Genomic DNA, 16,240 nt, shown 5'->3' with positions numbered 1-16,240 from the left:
GCTGGAGCTGACCCTGGCCGCGAAGCCACTGGCTGGAGGGCGTCTTGGTTCCCGGTCATTGGTACATCTGCCCACCTGCCTTTAGCCCAGTCCAGCTGGACGCTGCGGCGACCACTGATTCAGAAGCAAGGAGATACCCCCACTTGCCGTGGACGGCATCGCTTGTATTAACAGTGCTTACCCATGCGAAAGCAGCGTCGCGCTTGGCGGTAACGATTGGCGAGGTCATCTCTGAGTCCGCTTTGCCTTCGACGATCCAGTAAGTGCCCGCAGTGTCGATGACGATGAAGTCTGGTTCGTACTGCTTCTGCACCGCGCCAAGAAGGTAAGCAACGCGCAGCGGGACAGTCTCGTTGATCCGGACCCATGCAGCTACATCCGGCGAGGACTCGAACAGCGCCGCGAGGCAGAACTCGGTCGAGTACGCGTCAAAGGCGTTGATCTCGTAGATCGACTTGTTCCAGCCCTCGTACGGGTACCCTCGTGTGAACTCGCTGGCCCGCGCTATGACGTGCCGGTTTGCGGGAGGCCTGGACTCATTACGGATAGGCGGCTCGGGCCACCTGACGTAGTGGACCTCCTTGACCTCGCGAACCGGGGAAGACGTCTGCTTCGTGTTAATCCACTCGGCGAGACGGGCGGTGGCGAGTCTGCCGTGCTCCGCACGCCATGGTGTGTCGATAGTTACGTCGGCGCCAGTAAGGAACGCCTTGGCGATCTCAAGGGCGGCGTTCGCCTCTCCGACAGTGGCGGTGATTCCGTTGGTCGCCATGAGCCGTGCGACGAGATCGGTTTCGATGTTGCCGTAAGGAATGGCTACCTGCGAGGCGATCACCGAGTCGGAGAGGTCGCTGATGACGACGTGTGCCTCTCCGCTCTCGTCACGCTTTGAGTCGAGTGCCTTACGCACAAGCGTGGGTGCGTTGTCCTTGGCGAACTGTCGCCCCAATGCCTCCACGTCGGTGTTGTTGATGGAAGTCAGCGAGAACGGATCGCGAACCCACTTGGTGGCGACGCTGGGTAGATACAGCGGGATCTTGATGCCGTCGGGCGTGCGTGGCTCGAAGGTTCGGGTAAGGATCTGCTGGTCTTCGGCGGCGGCCTTGAGTCGCGCGTCGACGGTCGCCATCCCGAATCCTACGTGTGTCGGTGCCGGCTCTCCCGAGCCGAGCGCTTCATCGTCAGCCTCGAAGAGGGTCAATTGATCCGGGTCGGCGGCCGCGACTCCGGGTAGATGGAACTCAACTACGCCGGTTGCCGGCGCGACGGCGGCCGGAACGGCGCCGCTTGGCGCGAGTGCGACGCCTGGGACGTTCCGGCCGGTCGCGGGATTGATGACGGCGGTGGCGGCGTCAGCGCGCTCTCCGAGCGTCTCTTCGAGCAGCACACGTGCCTGCTTGAGCAAGGTTGCGAAGGAGTCATGGGAGAGGACTTCGACGGTGTCCAGCATCGGGTTGCCGGTGCGTTCCCCGAATGGGAGCCGTAGGCCGCGACCGAGGATCTGCTCGGTGAGGAGTTGCGACTCCATAGATCGCACGGAAGCGATGACGTAGATGTTGCGAACGTCCCAGCCTTCCTTAAGCATCGAGACCGAAACGACGGCACGGATTTTCGATCCGGGGCTCTCAAGTGTGTCGAGCAGGGCCAAAGTTGTGTCGGGCTCCTCAGAGGTGACCAAGAGGATCTGATCAGGGTCGCCGAGCATGTTGGGTCCGGCGAGCAGGTCTTTATACTCGTTCGCCTCGTCGATGGTCGAGGCAACGAGAAACATGATCGGTTCGACGTACGGCTTCTTGGTCTGCTCGCAGTACGCACGCATGGTGGCACGCTTGGCGTCGAGCAGGGTGAGCCCGTCGGCCAATTGGGTGGCCTTGTCCTTGATTCCATCCCGTCGCGACACGAGAACAGGGATCTTTACGTAACCGTCGGCAATAGCTTCGGACAACTTGTACTCGTAAACGACCCGGTCTTTCGTGGACGGATGCGGGGTCGCAGTGAGCCCAATGAGTGCCGACGGGTGCAGGTCATCGATCGCGGACTGGAACTTCTTCGCCGTTGTCGAATAGTAGACGTGGTGCTCGTCGGCGATGATTACGAGGTCGTCGGAGTTGGCAAGGTACTCGTAGAGCGCCTGCCCAAGAGTCTCGTGGGCCTTGTGGGCGCGCCGGATGGCGTCCTTTCCGCCCTTACCAGAACCGAGTAGGGACTGAACAGTGAAGACGAAGACCTTGAAGCGGTTTTCGTCGGCCAGCGCGGCTGCGACCTCACCACGCTCGACGGTGTCAAGAGTGATGACCAGCGGATTGCACTGCAGGCCTCGCAGATACTTGCGGTGTCCGGGTGTGAGGTTGTTGATCGTCTTGGTCTGGATGGTGGACCCAGGGGTCACAATCACGACGTTGCGAATTCCCGACTCATACAGGTAGTCGAGGAGGCCACCGGCAATGTAGGTCTTGCCGACACCGGTGGCGAGGTCAGCCACAAACTCTTCGCCGTGCCCCGCATCATCGAGCGCCTGGGCAAGTCGGTCAAGGGCCTTCTGATTGGGCTCGCGGAGGTCGAGCGTGTGACCGATCCGCTCGACGAGGGCTTCATCGTAGGGGATGCTCACGTGAGGGCTCCTCGAGGCTCATTGGAGTTCAGATCGTACGGGCGGGTCGTCATGTGACGATTCGCGTTTCGAGTGCTTCGTCGGGTCGAGGGGGTCAGGAGGTCGCGTGGAGCCTTCAGGAGACGCGATCCCTTTGCGAGGCCGGCGAGCGACTCGTTAGTACCGGGGAGTACGGCTCGGGCGACGACAGTCACGCGTTCGTTATCGGCGAGCCTACCGACGGTCTGTTGGATCTCTTCGGGGCCGACCGTGCCATCGAACACGGCGAGCCGCATCCTGCCCCTTCGGCCGCAGAACGGCTCATGTGGATCCCAATCGAAGCCAAGCTGCCCGGCTACCGCGCGGGCGAATCGGGTGCTCACCGCCCAGTCGTCCAAGAGGATCCCGATCGGAGTGACGGCGTACATTGACGGGGCCACCGATACAGTCCGGAATCCGCCGCCACCGGTCCAGCCAGCCATCTTAGTTACTCCGCCGTCGTCAATGCCATCAACGACCTTCGTCAGTCGCGGTCGCATGAATTGGTCGACGATGGATCGCTTGATCTCGGCAGTGACCCACCTCCGACCGATCTTGTGTGCGACGGCCGCGGTACTGCCGGAACCACCGAAGACGTCCACCACGATGTCGCCACGTACGGTGGCGATCTCGATGATGCGCTTGAGGAGACGCTCTGGCTTGGGAGTGTCGAACCCATTCAGGCCGAGGGCCTTGAGCTCCCGCTTGCCTTCGTCGCTAGACCCTGTGTCCTGGGACATCCAGACGGTCTTCAACTTCTTCGTGCGGTCGTCGTGGAGGAAGTCGCGCTGGAAGATGTCGGCCCGTACTCCCTGGCCGCCGCGAACGTCGCGGCATTCCAGTTCCTCGGCCTGGGCAACCACTTTCGGGGGCGACCACCGCCAAACGGCCGGTGTGAGGTCGCCGAAGACTGGCCAGATGGGTTCCGAGTCCTCAAACGGCTCCATCGCGACCTTGCCAGTTCGCGGGTTTCCGTGGATGGAAAAGTACATCGTGCGAGCGGTGGTCGGATTGAACTTCTTGTTCGTGTTCCGCAATGGCAGGTAGCGGTAACGGCGACCGTCGTCGGCGATCTTCGGGAAGTCCCCGATGTTCACGTCGTCCTTAGAGCCGCATTGGAGTCTGACCTTAGCGCGGTCCTTGGCGTAGACGAGCAGCCGGTCGTTGGATCCGGCAAAGAACTTGTCGAGCTGTCTGCCTTTGGGGTTCATTTCGACGGTCAAGTCCGCGATAAAGTTTCCCGCGCCGAACACCTCGTCCATCAAGGACCGCATTCTGTGGGCCTCAGCGTCGTCGAGGTGCACCCAGACTGACCCGTCGTCGGTGAGCAGGTCGAGGATGGCCGTGAGCCGGTCGTACATGAACGACAGCCATGTCGAGTGTTCCATCCAGTCGTCATAGTGGTCGAAGGCCTGCCCGGTGTTGAATGGTGGGTCGATGTAGACGAGTCGGACCTTGCCTCGGTATTCGCGCCGGAATTCCGGAACTTGTCCGAGGATTCGCAATACGTCGCGGCTGTCGCCGGTGAAGAGCAAGTTGTCTTGGTAGGGCCGTAGCTCGTTGACTTCGCCATGGCTGCTGCCCAGTTCGGCGAGGCGTACCTCGTGCGCGGCCGGGTGCTCACGGCTCACCCAGACGGGAGCGCCGGTCTCGTCGGCTGGCGTGAGGAGGAATTGGTCCTTGCCGGGCCAGTTCAGCTCTAACCGGACGCGCGGTGCATTGCTTGTCACGCTGTCTCCTGAACTGAATGTGTGATGCGCCGAGCCCGCTGCGCGGCAGCTGTGAGCAGGTCACGCGGCGCCTTGCGAATATGGGAGCCTTTGGCGAGCTGCGTCAGCACTTGCTCAGCTTCTGGCAGAACCGACTTCGCAACGATCGTGGCGCGTTCCTTCTCGCCGAGTGCGGCAGTTACCAGCTGTACTTCCTCTGCGCCAACAGCACCATCGAAGACAGCGAGACGCATGCGGCCTCTGATGCCGCAGAACGGGGACGCGTCAGGCTGCCACTCGAACCCCAGCTGCGCGGCAACCGCTCGCGCGAACCGGCCGTTGGTTGCCCACTCGGCAAGCATCATTCCAAACGCGGTCACCTCGTACATTGACGGCGCGAGGACTACGACGCGGAAGCCACCGCCGCTCTCGACAGCCGTGTTTTCGTCCTTCGGCCTCAGTTTCTGCTTGAGTTCCTCGAGAACGTCCGCGGCTGCACTCCGCGCCAAGCTGTTGAGGTCGACATGCTCGAAGACAGCACGGAGGACGCGAAGCGCGATCTTGGCGTCAGTGGGCTTGACGTAGCCATCGAGAGCGTCGTCCACGAACGAGGTCGATTCGCGAACGCTGATCCCGACACGGTCGGTTCCATCGACAATTCCCTGCAGTCGGGGACCAACAAAGGTTTCGACGTTGTATGCGCTGATGTCGCTTGTCACCCACCGGCGACCCATCTTGTGGGCAACGGCCGCAGTAGTTCCGGATCCCGCGAATGCGTCGAGAACGATGTCGCCGGGGTTTGAACCGATATGGATTATCCGCTCGATGAGGCGCTCGGGCTTTGGGGTATCGAATACGGCATCCTCCCCGAAGAGGCTGATGATCTCCTTCTTGGCGTCATCGTTGTTGCCAACTTCATCGTGGGGCCACCATGTCCAAGGCACCAGACCCTCGTCATCGGCGAGGTACCTAATCGTGTTGGGCATACCGTCGCCCTTCACGCCAAAGTAGACCTCACCGCGTTCGATCATCGCGTCCATGATGGGCTTTGACACACTCCAGGCGCGGCCGTTGGATGGGCGTACGGTGCGGCCCGATGGTGTCAACACGTCGTAGAACTGGCTGGCTGTAGCGTGTCCGCCCTGAACATCGAGAGGGATTGGTCGCCACGGACCGCGCGGGTCGTGATTCGGGTTGCGGTAGGCAGTTGAATCGATTCGCGGAACGCGATTGCGGGCGAGCTTCCATTCGGATGCACCGGACTGCGCGTAAACGATGATGTAGTCGTGGACCGTTCCGATGGCCGGTCGGTTGTCTCGCGAATACTTCTTCTGCCAGACCACGGTCGCGACGAATTTGCCGGCACCGAACACCTCGTCCATAAGTGCCCGCATGCGATGTTGCTCGGCGTCGTCGAGGTGGACCCAGATGGACCCATCCGGCGCGAGCAACTGCTCAATTAGCAGTAGCCGATCGCGCATGAAGGACAACCACGTGGAGTGTTCCATCCAGTCGTCGTAGTGGTCGAAGGCCTGCCCAGTATTGAAAGGCGGGTCTATGTAGACCAGTTTGACCTTTCCTCGGTACTCGCGGCGATACTCGGGAACTTCGGCGAGAACGCGAAGCATGTCAAGGCTGTCTCCAATGAAGAGGAGGTTGTCAGCGTATGGGTCTTCGTCGTTCACTTCGCCGACGGCGCCGATGAAGTCTGTTAGGCGAACCTCGGATGCGGCCGGGTGGCCGCGTTCGACCCAAACGGGCTTACCGTCGGCATCGCGTGGGAGGAGAAGAAACTTGTTCTTGTTCGGCCACGTGAGTTCGAGCCTCGTGCTTTGGTCGTTCACCTGTGCTCCTGCTTAATCGTTCGCCTCCGATAGCGGCGGTCTCCCGCCCCGAACGGCCCTCTACGAGCTTCACCTTAGGGAAGGTCGTGCACGCGTGACGACCCTCATGCGAACCTGGCCGGGCGGCCCGATGCTGGTGGGTGCGACTCGCCGCGCGCAAGCTTGCTGCTCATCGCCCGCGACTCGTCGTCACCAGTAGATCGCCACGACTTCTGCCTCGATCGTGGCTCGCGCGACGTCGGGCGCAGCGTTAGTCGCAGTCGCGGCCGCCGTAGAATCGCTCGCGATCGCGTTTGCCCCAGCCCTCAGACGGGCACGGTCAACAAGCGGAACCTGTAGTTGAACGGTTTCGAAGAGCAGGTCGCAGACCTCGTCGTACGCAGCGTGCATTTCGGACACCTTGGCTGCATTCGGGTATCTGACCGCTACTGCTCGAATGCCCTCGATGACGCCCTCCGGGATTTCCGCCTCAGCACTTCCGATTGCGGCGATTGCGAACGCAAGCAACTTCCGTTCAGTCATGGGAGCAAGCGCGATCGGGGTGGGCGCGAGTGACTCTTTCGAGGCGTGTTCAGCCATAAGTTGACGAGCCAGGGAGTCTAGATTATCGACAGCATCCGCGGTCGCTGGTGAAAACGTTCGGAAAACGTCCGCGAGTTTGACCGGTGACCAAGCATTGGCCACACCGGGCCTCGTGACTCTAGCGAGGACGTCGAACTCTAGATCCGAGAAGAGTATTTGGCGAAGGTCTTGCCAGTAGAGCGAACTCGTCGTCGTCGCGACTAGGACGAGCGGACGAATATTCACGAGCGAAGGCAAGTGACTGATCATGGAGTTATGAACCAGCCAGTCTTCGCCGTCGATTTCGCCGACCTGGTAGTCAACGGCAATGCACTCAATTGGGACCAAACCAGCCAGGAGTTCTTGAACCATCTCGTTCATCGGACCCATGTCCTGCAGCGTTCGGGCCGTGGCCGGATCAAGTCTTGACTGCGAAAACAGCGTCGTCAGTGACTCAAAGACCGCGCCGACTTTGAAGATCCCCGCCGCCCCTAGACGTACCGTCATCTCAACCAAGCCAGAACGCGCGACCTCCTTTGCGCGCATGATCCACTGGTTGTGAGTTTCAAGAAGATGTTCATCGAACGCTGGAGCTGCTTGGCGCGCTGGCCCCACGAGAAGTCGATGCAACTCACCATCTCGAAGATCTTTGAAGTCGGACTGCACGATTGTCTTGCGGAGGATTTCAGCGCCGCCCGACCTCGTCGACGTCAGGGTCGACTGAATCGAGGCCTTAACGACGGCGGGCACCGTGGCGGTTACCGTACCGCTCATTTCGGCGGCGAGTACGGCCGATCGCATGTCACGGAGCTCGGAGGGCAACGCGCCGACCCTTGAGGCGCGAAGGCTTCGTACGCTCACTTCGTCCAAGTAGACGAATTCGCGCAGTTCTCCCTCGGGACCGGCTTGCTCAGTCGAGAGGGCTGCAGATTCGGAAAGCTTCGCCTTTCGGTGAAAGAAGCTCATTGAGCGGACTCGTTCCAGGTCATCGTTGTCGCTCTTTCAAAGCCTTCCATGATGTCCTCACGCGTGTAGGCATCTCGCTCCTCCGCAGCCACCACCATGGCCGCATTCGTCCAGATTGCGCGGAGACGCGCTGGCGTCCATCCTTCGGTTGCATCGACGATCGACTCGAAGTCGATTGGTTCTGCCAGCGGACGCACGGCCGCTAGCCCGTTCAAGATGGCGGACCGGTCCGCGTGATCGGGTAGCGGAAACTCGATCTCCCAGTCGAACCTGCCAGCCCTCCGAAGTGCGGGATCCAGGACGTCTGGATTGTTTGTGGCCGCTATGACCGTCACGTTCCCTCGCTGATCGAAGCCGTCCATCTCTGCGAGGAGCTGGCCAACGAGCTTTTGCGAATCATTAGCGGAGTCTCGACCTCGCTTTGAAGCGATGCTGTCGATCTCGTCAAAGTAGATGATCGCGCGATCTTGCGAACGGGCCTTCGCGAACAGCTCCCGAAGATTCGCCTCGCTCCGGTTCACCCACTGGCTGGTGATCTCGGCTGCGGCAAGCGGGTAGAAGGCGGCACCGGATTCGTGCGCGACTATCCGCGCCATAAACGTCTTGCCCGTGCCGGGTGGACCGGTGAAGAGGATTCCATTCAGCGGCCGCTCCTTCAATGTGCTCAGGCGTCCCCGGAATGCGGCATCGGATTGAACGACTTCCATGACCTGTCGCTTCACTGATTCGTACCCAAGAAAGTCGTCGAACGTCTCGCCGGATCCGTTACTGGCGGCCACGTCATTGACTCCAAGCCCAGACGCATTGAGGATCTCGTCGAGCTGGCCGGGTAAACCCCCTTTCTTGGCAAGCCGTCGAGTTACGGCTACGTCCGCCCTGAACTCGACCAGGGCTCCAACCTTGAACTTGACCTTCGACTGCGCTGGCGTCGTGTAATTGTGGTCGCCAACCGCTATGACCGCCCGGCCACCTTCGATCTTCTTCACCACACCAACGCGCAAAGGAATGGCATCAAACTGAAGGTCAATGGAAGATGGATATATCGCTTGATCTTCTACCGACCAGAGAGCCCATCCGCCGACCTCCCAGTCAGTGGGATCCTCCGACGTCAAGGTCGTAGTAGTCCCGTTGTCGACGCGAAACGACACTTTCCTGCGGTCGTCGCTCACTCTGGTTACTAAAGCAGCTATGTGAAGCGCGGCCGTCCGGTTGGTCACGCGATGATCCTAGGGCCATCAGCCGCGTCGGCGAGGCCAAAGGTGCGCGTCGCGTGGTGTCATGGCGCGAGATCCTTCACCTTCGTGCAGGTCCGCTCCCGCAGACTGAATACTCGCGGAAGTCCGGTCCACGGTCTTTGCCGTAGTCACCTAGCTGTCCTGACCCGACAAGAGAAGGAGAGTGTCCTTGGTCAGCACGGGGGATCCCCATCTCCGGAGTCGTGCACCTCGGGCGCGGTCGCCTCACTCCCCGCGCCGAGTGCGCGTCGCGCGAGTAGTCACGGTGGTGCGAATCCGTCGTAAGCCGCTTTCCGAAGCAGCGCCGCGGCGCTCACGCGACGGAAACCGAGTTGTCTGTCCGATCTTCGCGAGCGGAGGCGCGGCGAGGAAGTCGCACAGTGCCCCGGTGAGTTCCAGTCGAAGCGTTGGCAAGCCGCCAAATGCCGCCCGCGAAGGGATAGTTCAGCCAGCAGCCAGGTGTGACTTGAACTGGGTACTGCGCGCTCCTTCACGCTGACCGTATCCTCGGCTGCCAGCGAAATGGGGGAAGCGTGCAACTAACGCGTGTATCGATTCACGGTTTCAGGTCTATCCGGGAATCACCCGTTCGGGTCATCTGCCGGCCAGGTTTCGCGGTGAGCGCGCACCGGCGGCCACGACCGTGGCTCCGTGGCAAACGGGCAGCTTGCTCGGTCCGGCGCGAACCGGCATCCAACCCGTAGACCGTGGGCTGCTACCCGAGGTGAACGAGTGAGCGGCGTGAGTACGTTTTGACTACAACCGATGCGAACCCAACGGTTTCAAGCGACCCCGTTGTCACTCAAAATCCGCGAAATCACGGGGTTTTCGCGGTTCATGCTCGGCATTTCCGGGGCCTCAGAATGGACTGAAAATCAACGTGACTAAAGCCGTCGTCTAGGAGTCAAAGCCCATGCATTCACTGGGATTTGATAGTGGACCGCGTGACTCAGGGACGCCCGAGCAAGCGTCGCCATCGGGACTGACGCTCCCCGTGGCGCCACCGAGGAGCGTCACGACGACGTCTTGATAGAACAACAGTCAGTCGGCGGCTCGAATGATTTGCCCGAAGCCCCCGGGCGGGCTGCACTCGGTCGTGTGGGACGCCCGCGGCGTGCCGAGTTTGCCGTGTCTTCTCTCCGATCCGGCGCTCGATCGTAGCGTGCTGCGTCGGCCGCGCTCGCTGCAGTCGCTATTTGCAGACTCCGGCCGCGAGCGGCCTGCGCTTAGCAATCGTTCCCTTCCCTCGCTTCGCCTCCTACGCACGCTCTTGATCTCTGTCGCCGGAACGGCCAGAAGAACGATCTGGCCAGGCATGACAACGGGGAGAGGGTGTAATGAAGGCGGAACTGGTGAACCTGGTGACCAGGCACGGAACGACATGGTGGTGCTCATCACCTCCGAGGCCGACGTGGACGAGCGGTTGAAAGCCATGGAGGTGACGGTGTGGCTGGTCGACGAGGGGTGGACCGTGGCCACGACTGAAGCCTCACCCTTGGCCAATGCTGTTCGGAAAGCAGCAGAGGCGATGGCCGGCACCTACCGGACCCTCGCGGATCCCGACCATGTCGAACTGTGTGCTAGCCAGCTCCCACCACACGCGAGTCGAAGTGATCTGATCGCGGCCGTCGCGGGTAGCGCGTTCAATAGGGCAGGGGGACATCATGGCGACAATTGAGCCGTACGAGACAGCCGGCGGTCGACGGTATCGGGTGCGGTACCGCACGCCCGACCACCGACAGACGGACAAGCGCGGGTTCAAGACCAAACGCGCAGCGGAAGAGTTCCTCGCAACCATCGAAGTGTCGAAGATCCGCGGCGACTTCGTCGATCCAACTCGCGCGCGGGTGACGGTGGCCGAGTGGGCGCCGCATTGGTACGCATCGCAGCTGCAGCTCAAGGAGACGACCCTGTCGGGTTACCGGCAATGGCTCGACAAGCACGTTCTGCCGAAGTGGGGCAAGTACCAACTTAAAGAGATAGGTCACGCCGAAGTGCAGGCCTGGGTCAGCGATCTCGCATCCAGGCTGAGCCCGTCAACCGTCCGCCAGATCTATCTCGTATTGAACGGCCTGATGAAATATGCGATTCGCGATGGCCGGCTCGGACGGAACCCGTGCGAGGGCGTTCACCTGCCGCGCGTAACACGGCATGCTCGAGGCTATCTGACCCATGAGCAGGTTCGAGATCTCGCTATGGGATGCGGCCCTGAGTACTCGGACATCGTGCTCTTCCTCGCCTACACCGGGCTGCGGTGGGGCGAGATGGCGGCATTGAAGGTCGGGAGAGTTGACATGCTTCGACGCCGCATCGACGTGAGCGAAGCCGTCAGCTCGCCCCGTGGGCAGCTCGTATGGAGCACGCCGAAGTCCCACGCCAGTCGCTCCGTGCCGTTTCCAAGCTTCCTGGCCGCGTCGATCGCGAAGAGGTGCGAGGGACGCAATCGCGATGACCTGCTATTCGTCGGGCCGGACGGCGGCGTGCTGCGCAGCGGAAACTTCCGGCGCCGTCAGTTCGCGGTCGCCGCTGAGGCCTGTCGTGAGCGGGATCCGGAGTTCCCTCAGCTCACCATTCACGACCTTCGGCACACCGCCGCGAGCTTGGCGATCTCGGCCGGCGCGAACGTGAAAGCCGTGCAGCGGATGCTCGGCCACGCGTCAGCGGCCATGACTCTGGATGTCTACGCTGAGCTGTTCGATGACGACCTGGAATCAGTGGCTACCGCACTCGATGCCGGAGCAGCCGCTGCAGATGTGGGCAAAGTGTGGGCAAAGTAGCCATTCCCGGATTCGGGAGCTTCCTTAGAAGCGAGAAAACCCCCGGTTGACCGGGGGTTTTGGTGGTGGCTCCGACCGGCATCGATCCGGTGACCTTTCGATTTTCAGTCGAACGCTCTACCAACTGAGCTACAGAGCCGAGGCATCCATCGAGGAAAGACGCCTACTGGAAAAGAAGCCCTCCATAAAGAAGGGCTTCTCCAGCGCGACCCTGACGGGACTTGAACCCGCGACCTCCGCCGTGACAGGGCGGCACGCTAACCAACTGCGCTACAGGGCCTCGTTATTTTCAGTTATCAGTGTAGTGGCACTCGCGGCCGAGCCGCTCACCAGGCTCAATCGGTCAAACCGGAAAGCACGCCTTCCGGTTTCACCTCAATCGCCTGTGACCCCAACGGGATTCGAACCCGTGCTACCGCCGTGAAAGGGCGGCGTCCTAGGCCGCTAAACGATGGGGCCGTCCGCGCTCACGGCGTTGACTACCGATGGACAAGCTTAGAGGAGGCCGGACCGATTGCCAAACCGGCTGGGCTCGCTCTTGGCTGTTGCGCATCCGTCGTCAGGACGCCGCCTGGATCGAGTCGGGGATGCAGATGGTCTGGTGCGTCTCGCTGCGTAGACCGCGGGCATCCTGGTCGCCTCTACCTCCGTGTCTGTACGCGCTTGGCGACACGTTGCAGGAGCGGGTGAAGTGGGCGTAGAAGCTGCTTTGCGATCCGAATCCGGCCGCGTGCGCGATCTCGCTCGTCGTCATAGTGGTCGTCAGCAGCAGTCGCTGTGCTTCCGCCATACGGCAGCGCGTGAGGTAGCCGCCGAGAGTCGTGCCGACGATCTCGCGAAACAGCGTCATCGCGTAGTTCGGGTTGAGGTGAGTCGCCTTGGCGATGTCGGCGGGGGTGATGTCGGAACGGAAGTTCGCCACGGTGAACTGCGCCATCTCCACGATGTGCTGCATGCCGTCGTTATGCAGATGACTCGGCCGGACCTCTGCCGGCACGTCGTTGCCGTGCTCGAGGAAATAGAACAGAAGCCGCTGCACAAGGGCCTGGATCTCGAGGAGCGCGCACTGCTCGGTGGGCCCGCCGGTCAGGTCCGTGACCCACGAGGCGAACATCGGTTCGACGGGTCTGCCTGTGGCGTCGACGGGCAGCACGATCGGCCGGCTGGTGAGGAGTTCGCGGAGGTGTTCGGCGGGCAAACCCCAACTGAAGACCGTCGACAGCGGGATGTGCACCCAATAGTTCTTCCCGTCTGGCCGGTTCTCGTCGTCGATCAGCCGGTGCGGCGTCGAGGCCCAGAACATCGCGATCTGTCCGGCTTCGACGACTAACCGATCCCCGCCGAACAGATACTTCAGGTGACCGTGCACGACGTAGTTCAGCTCGAGGTCGTCGTGCCGGTGCGACATGCGCATGTGCGGGGCGGAGCCGCGATGGGCCCAGATCGCCGGGTCTTCCACCACCACCTGTGACTCGGGGGTAGCCGCTCGAGGCCGTCGTTGGCGCATGTGCTCACGATAGGCGCACCTGAAGATCCTGGAAAGGTTGCCTTGCAATCGGGAAGCTTCACTGTGCTGTTGGTTCATACCGTACGGATATGCCTGACAATGCAGCCAAGCCCAAGATCACCATCATCGGAGCCGGCGGCTTCGTGTTCCCGTTCCGCCTTATCGGCGACCTGATGAGCTTTCCCGCCTTGCGGTCGGGTCACCTCTGTCTGATGGACATCAATGCGGATCGCGTGTCGCGCGTGGCGAGTGCGGCGCGGGATCTGGCATCCCACCATGGCTTCGACATTCAGATCGACGAGACGACCGATCGTCGCGAAGCCCTCCGCGACGCCGACGTCGTCATCATCACGTTCCAGGTGGGCGGCATCGAGTCGTACCGTCACGATGTCGAGATTCCCCGCAAGTACGGAGTCGATCAGACCGTCGGTGACACGGTTGGCCCAGGGGGCGTGTTCCGATTCCTCAGGTCGGTCGGGGCATACGAGGCCATCGCGGCAGACGCCCTCGAGCTCTGCCCGGATGCCCAGTTCATCAATTACGCGAACCCGATGGCCATGGCGACGGGCTTCCTCAACGCGAAGGGCCTTCGGACGGTCGGCCTCTGCCACAGCGTGCAAGGGACGACACGCATGCTCGCACGAACGCTCGGGGTGCCATACGAGGAGGTGAACTTCGTCTCGGCCGGCATCAACCACCAGGCCTGGATCTTGAAGTTCGAGCACAACGGCGAGGACCTCTACCCGCGCCTGCGCGAAACGATGACGAGACTGCACCTTCGTGGACGCGGCGCGCAGGATCTGCTGGCAGACGACGGTGACCATAGCGAAGCGGCGGAAGCCGCAAGCAACTACGAGGGCGGCAACGAACAGGTCCGCACATCGATCATGGACACCTTCGGCTTCTTCCAGACCGAGTCCAGCCACCACGCCTCCGAGTACCTGCCCTACTTCCGCAAGAATCCAGACCTCGTCTCCGAATTCATCCCGCAGAGGTGGGACTACTTCGAGATCTGTTCGTCGCATGACGAAGAAGGCGACATCGAACAGCAGCTTCAGAAGCTGAAGGATGACCTTGCGCCGTCGGTCGAATACGGAGCGACGATCGTCAACTCGCTCGTCACCGGTGTACCGAGTGTCATCTACGGCAACGTGCCCAACCAGTCGCTGATCGGCAACCTTCCCGACGATGCCTGCGTCGAGGTCCCGTGCCTCGTCGACAAGAACGGCGTGCAGCCGACCTCGGTCGGCGACCTGCCTCCGCAGCTCGCCGCCCTGAACCGCACGAACATCGGCGTGCAGAACCTCGCGGTGAGAGCAGCCCTCACGGGCGACCGCGAGAACGTGTATCACGCGGTGGCGCTCGACCCGCTGACGGCGGCTCTGCTGACGCTCGACGAGATCCGAGCAATGACCGACGAGTTGCTGGTCGCCCACGAGGAACTGCTCCCTGAGGCGCTACGCCTGCCCGAGCGCGCCACGCGGCAGGCATCCGCGCTCGCCGCCGACACAGCCGCCTGATCCGTTCGGTGCCGCGCAGGGGGCGGCCGTCCTGCCCTGCAGTTCGGCCGCCCAGTGCTAATCCGGTCCGTCCAAGTGCCACCAATGAACAAAGGAGTTTGTTATGCCATCGCAATTCGCATCGAACGACAGCAACCTCATCTCGCGACGCACCGCCCTGCGGTACGCGGCCACTGCACTCGGCGGCATGGCGCTCGTGCCCGCTCTCGCCTCGTGCTCCTCGGCCGGCACCTCATCCGGGTCGAACAACGTGGGCCCAGACACCAAGGCGGACCTCGTCATGACGACGTGGAACATCCCCGCCGACATAGTGGCCTACAAGAAGTTCGCTGCCGACTACAAGAAGACGCACCCCGGCGTGAACATCAAAGTTCAGGTGACGCCCAACGGCGACTTCAACCAGTACCTCAGCACCCAGCTCGCGGGCGGCAACGCTCCTGACATCATCCGGAACACCTGGCAGCAGATCGGTCGCTGGGCCAAGAACGGCGGATTCATCCCCCTCGACCAGTACCTGAAGAAGGACTACGGCAAGGGGTTCGGCGAGACGTTCTGGAGCGCGGCGCAGCTGAACGGAAAAGTGCACGGCATCCCGCAGCACACCGACACGTTCGGCACGTACTACCGCACCGAGACCTTGCAGACCATCGGCGCGAAGATCCCGGACAGCCTGGATGCCGCGTGGAGCTGGGACGAGTTCCTCAGCATCGCCCGCGAGGTCAAGAAGGCGACGGGCAAGGCCGCGGTCGCGTACGGCTTCGAAGGCGTGAACACGGCGTACCGCTGGCTTCCGTTCCTCTACATGCACGGCGGAAAGCTGATGGAAGACGACGGCAAGACGCCGGCGATCGACTCCACCGAGGGAGTCGAGGCGATCGCCTGGTTCCAGCAGCTGTACACGGAGGGGCTCATCCCCAAGTCGAACACCATCAAGGGATCCACGACAGCCGCCGTCGAGAACACGTTCACGAGCGGCCAGGTGGGGCTCATGATCTTCGGCGACTGGATCATGACCGAGATCGGAAAGGGCCTGCCGCAGGACAAATGGAACATCACGTACATGCCGAAGGATGTCTCCGCGGCCTCTGACCTCGGCGGGAACCTGCTCTCGGTCTCGCGCAACTCGAAGAACCCGGCAGTGGCAGCCGACTTCATCCAGTTCGTGTGCGATCAGGCGAACATGAAGTACTTCTGCGAGACCGATCTGTTCCTGCCGGTCCGCACATCCCTGATGAACGAGAAGCTCCAGTTCGCATCGAACTCCGAGCAGATGTCCCTGTTCAGCGAGCAGGCCAAGACGGTGCCTTCGGCCATGGCCAAGGTGGAGACGCTGCCGAACTTCGCCTCGATCAACCAGGTGCTCGCCGACCAGCTCGACCTGTGCTTCATCGGCAGCCAGACGCCGAAGGACACGGCCAAGAACATCTCAGACGGAATCAAGAGCGCGGCGTGATGACCAGCGCGCTATCCCGCCCTGCCAGCCCTGCCCCGC

At 62.0% G+C, this 16,240-nt stretch carries 10 protein-coding genes and 3 tRNA genes; 4 read left to right on the top strand and 9 right to left on the bottom strand.

Annotated elements, in window-relative coordinates:
- Window positions 1–55: 55 nt before the first annotated feature.
- From ACO2Q7_RS08375 to ACO2Q7_RS08355, 5 genes are all read right to left on the bottom strand, one after another.
- Window positions 56–2,611, bottom strand: coding sequence for a DEAD/DEAH box helicase family protein (locus ACO2Q7_RS08375; protein ID WP_423355145.1), 2,556 nt, complete (start codon window positions 2,609–2,611; stop codon window positions 56–58).
- Window positions 2,608–4,359 (bottom strand): site-specific DNA-methyltransferase, encoded by a 1,752-nt coding sequence (locus ACO2Q7_RS08370; RefSeq protein ID WP_423355144.1) that lies wholly within the window; start codon window positions 4,357–4,359, stop codon window positions 2,608–2,610. Before ACO2Q7_RS08370 ends, ACO2Q7_RS08375 begins: the two co-directional genes overlap by 4 nt.
- Window positions 4,356–6,182: a site-specific DNA-methyltransferase gene (locus ACO2Q7_RS08365; protein WP_423355143.1), complete on the bottom strand. Its 1,827-nt coding sequence runs from the start codon at window positions 6,180–6,182 to the stop codon at window positions 4,356–4,358. Before ACO2Q7_RS08365 ends, ACO2Q7_RS08370 begins: the two co-directional genes overlap by 4 nt.
- A 189-nt stretch (window positions 6,183–6,371) precedes the next feature.
- Window positions 6,372–7,709, bottom strand: coding sequence for a DUF6414 family protein (locus tag ACO2Q7_RS08360; protein ID WP_423355142.1), 1,338 nt, complete (start codon window positions 7,707–7,709; stop codon window positions 6,372–6,374).
- Window positions 7,706–8,926: an ATP-binding protein gene (locus tag ACO2Q7_RS08355; protein ID WP_423355141.1), complete on the bottom strand. Its 1,221-nt coding sequence runs from the start codon at window positions 8,924–8,926 to the stop codon at window positions 7,706–7,708. Before ACO2Q7_RS08355 ends, ACO2Q7_RS08360 begins: the two co-directional genes overlap by 4 nt.
- 1,399 nt (window positions 8,927–10,325) lie before the next feature.
- On the opposite strand from ACO2Q7_RS08355, the gene ACO2Q7_RS08350 reads away from it, so the two are divergent.
- Window positions 10,326–10,622, top strand: a complete 297-nt coding sequence (locus tag ACO2Q7_RS08350) for a hypothetical protein (protein ID WP_423355140.1) — start codon at window positions 10,326–10,328, stop codon at window positions 10,620–10,622.
- Window positions 10,609–11,721, top strand: coding sequence for a tyrosine-type recombinase/integrase (locus ACO2Q7_RS08345; protein ID WP_423355139.1), 1,113 nt, complete (start codon window positions 10,609–10,611; stop codon window positions 11,719–11,721). Before ACO2Q7_RS08350 ends, ACO2Q7_RS08345 begins: the two co-directional genes overlap by 14 nt.
- Window positions 11,722–11,784: 63 nt before the next feature.
- On the opposite strand, the gene ACO2Q7_RS08340 is transcribed toward ACO2Q7_RS08345, so the two are convergent.
- The 4 genes from ACO2Q7_RS08340 to ACO2Q7_RS08325 all read right to left on the bottom strand — a co-directional run bounded on the left by ACO2Q7_RS08340 (window position 11,785) and on the right by ACO2Q7_RS08325 (window position 13,228).
- A tRNA-Phe gene (locus ACO2Q7_RS08340) sits at window positions 11,785–11,860 on the bottom strand.
- A 67-nt stretch (window positions 11,861–11,927) separates the two neighbouring features.
- Window positions 11,928–12,001, bottom strand: a tRNA-Asp gene (locus ACO2Q7_RS08335).
- A 106-nt stretch (window positions 12,002–12,107) separates the two neighbouring features.
- A tRNA-Glu gene (locus ACO2Q7_RS08330) sits at window positions 12,108–12,180 on the bottom strand.
- A 100-nt stretch (window positions 12,181–12,280) separates the two neighbouring features.
- A complete protein-coding gene (locus ACO2Q7_RS08325) occupies window positions 12,281–13,228 on the bottom strand; it encodes a helix-turn-helix domain-containing protein (RefSeq protein ID WP_423355138.1) in 948 nt (315 codons plus the stop codon).
- An 89-nt stretch (window positions 13,229–13,317) separates the two neighbouring features.
- On the opposite strand from ACO2Q7_RS08325, the gene ACO2Q7_RS08320 reads away from it, so the two are divergent.
- Window positions 13,318–14,748, top strand: coding sequence for an alpha-glucosidase/alpha-galactosidase (locus tag ACO2Q7_RS08320; protein WP_423355137.1), 1,431 nt, complete (start codon window positions 13,318–13,320; stop codon window positions 14,746–14,748).
- A gap of 103 nt (window positions 14,749–14,851) precedes the next feature.
- A complete protein-coding gene (locus ACO2Q7_RS08315; RefSeq protein WP_423355136.1) occupies window positions 14,852–16,201 on the top strand; it encodes an ABC transporter substrate-binding protein in 1,350 nt (449 codons plus the stop codon).
- Window positions 16,202–16,240: the final 39 nt, after the last annotated feature.

The organism is Rathayibacter sp. KR2-224, assembly GCF_049446075.1.
In the GTDB taxonomy this organism is placed as follows: domain Bacteria; phylum Actinomycetota; class Actinomycetes; order Actinomycetales; family Microbacteriaceae; genus Humibacter.
Note: the sequence above shows the minus strand (reverse complement) of the source record. Positions and strands in the feature narration are given on the sequence as shown.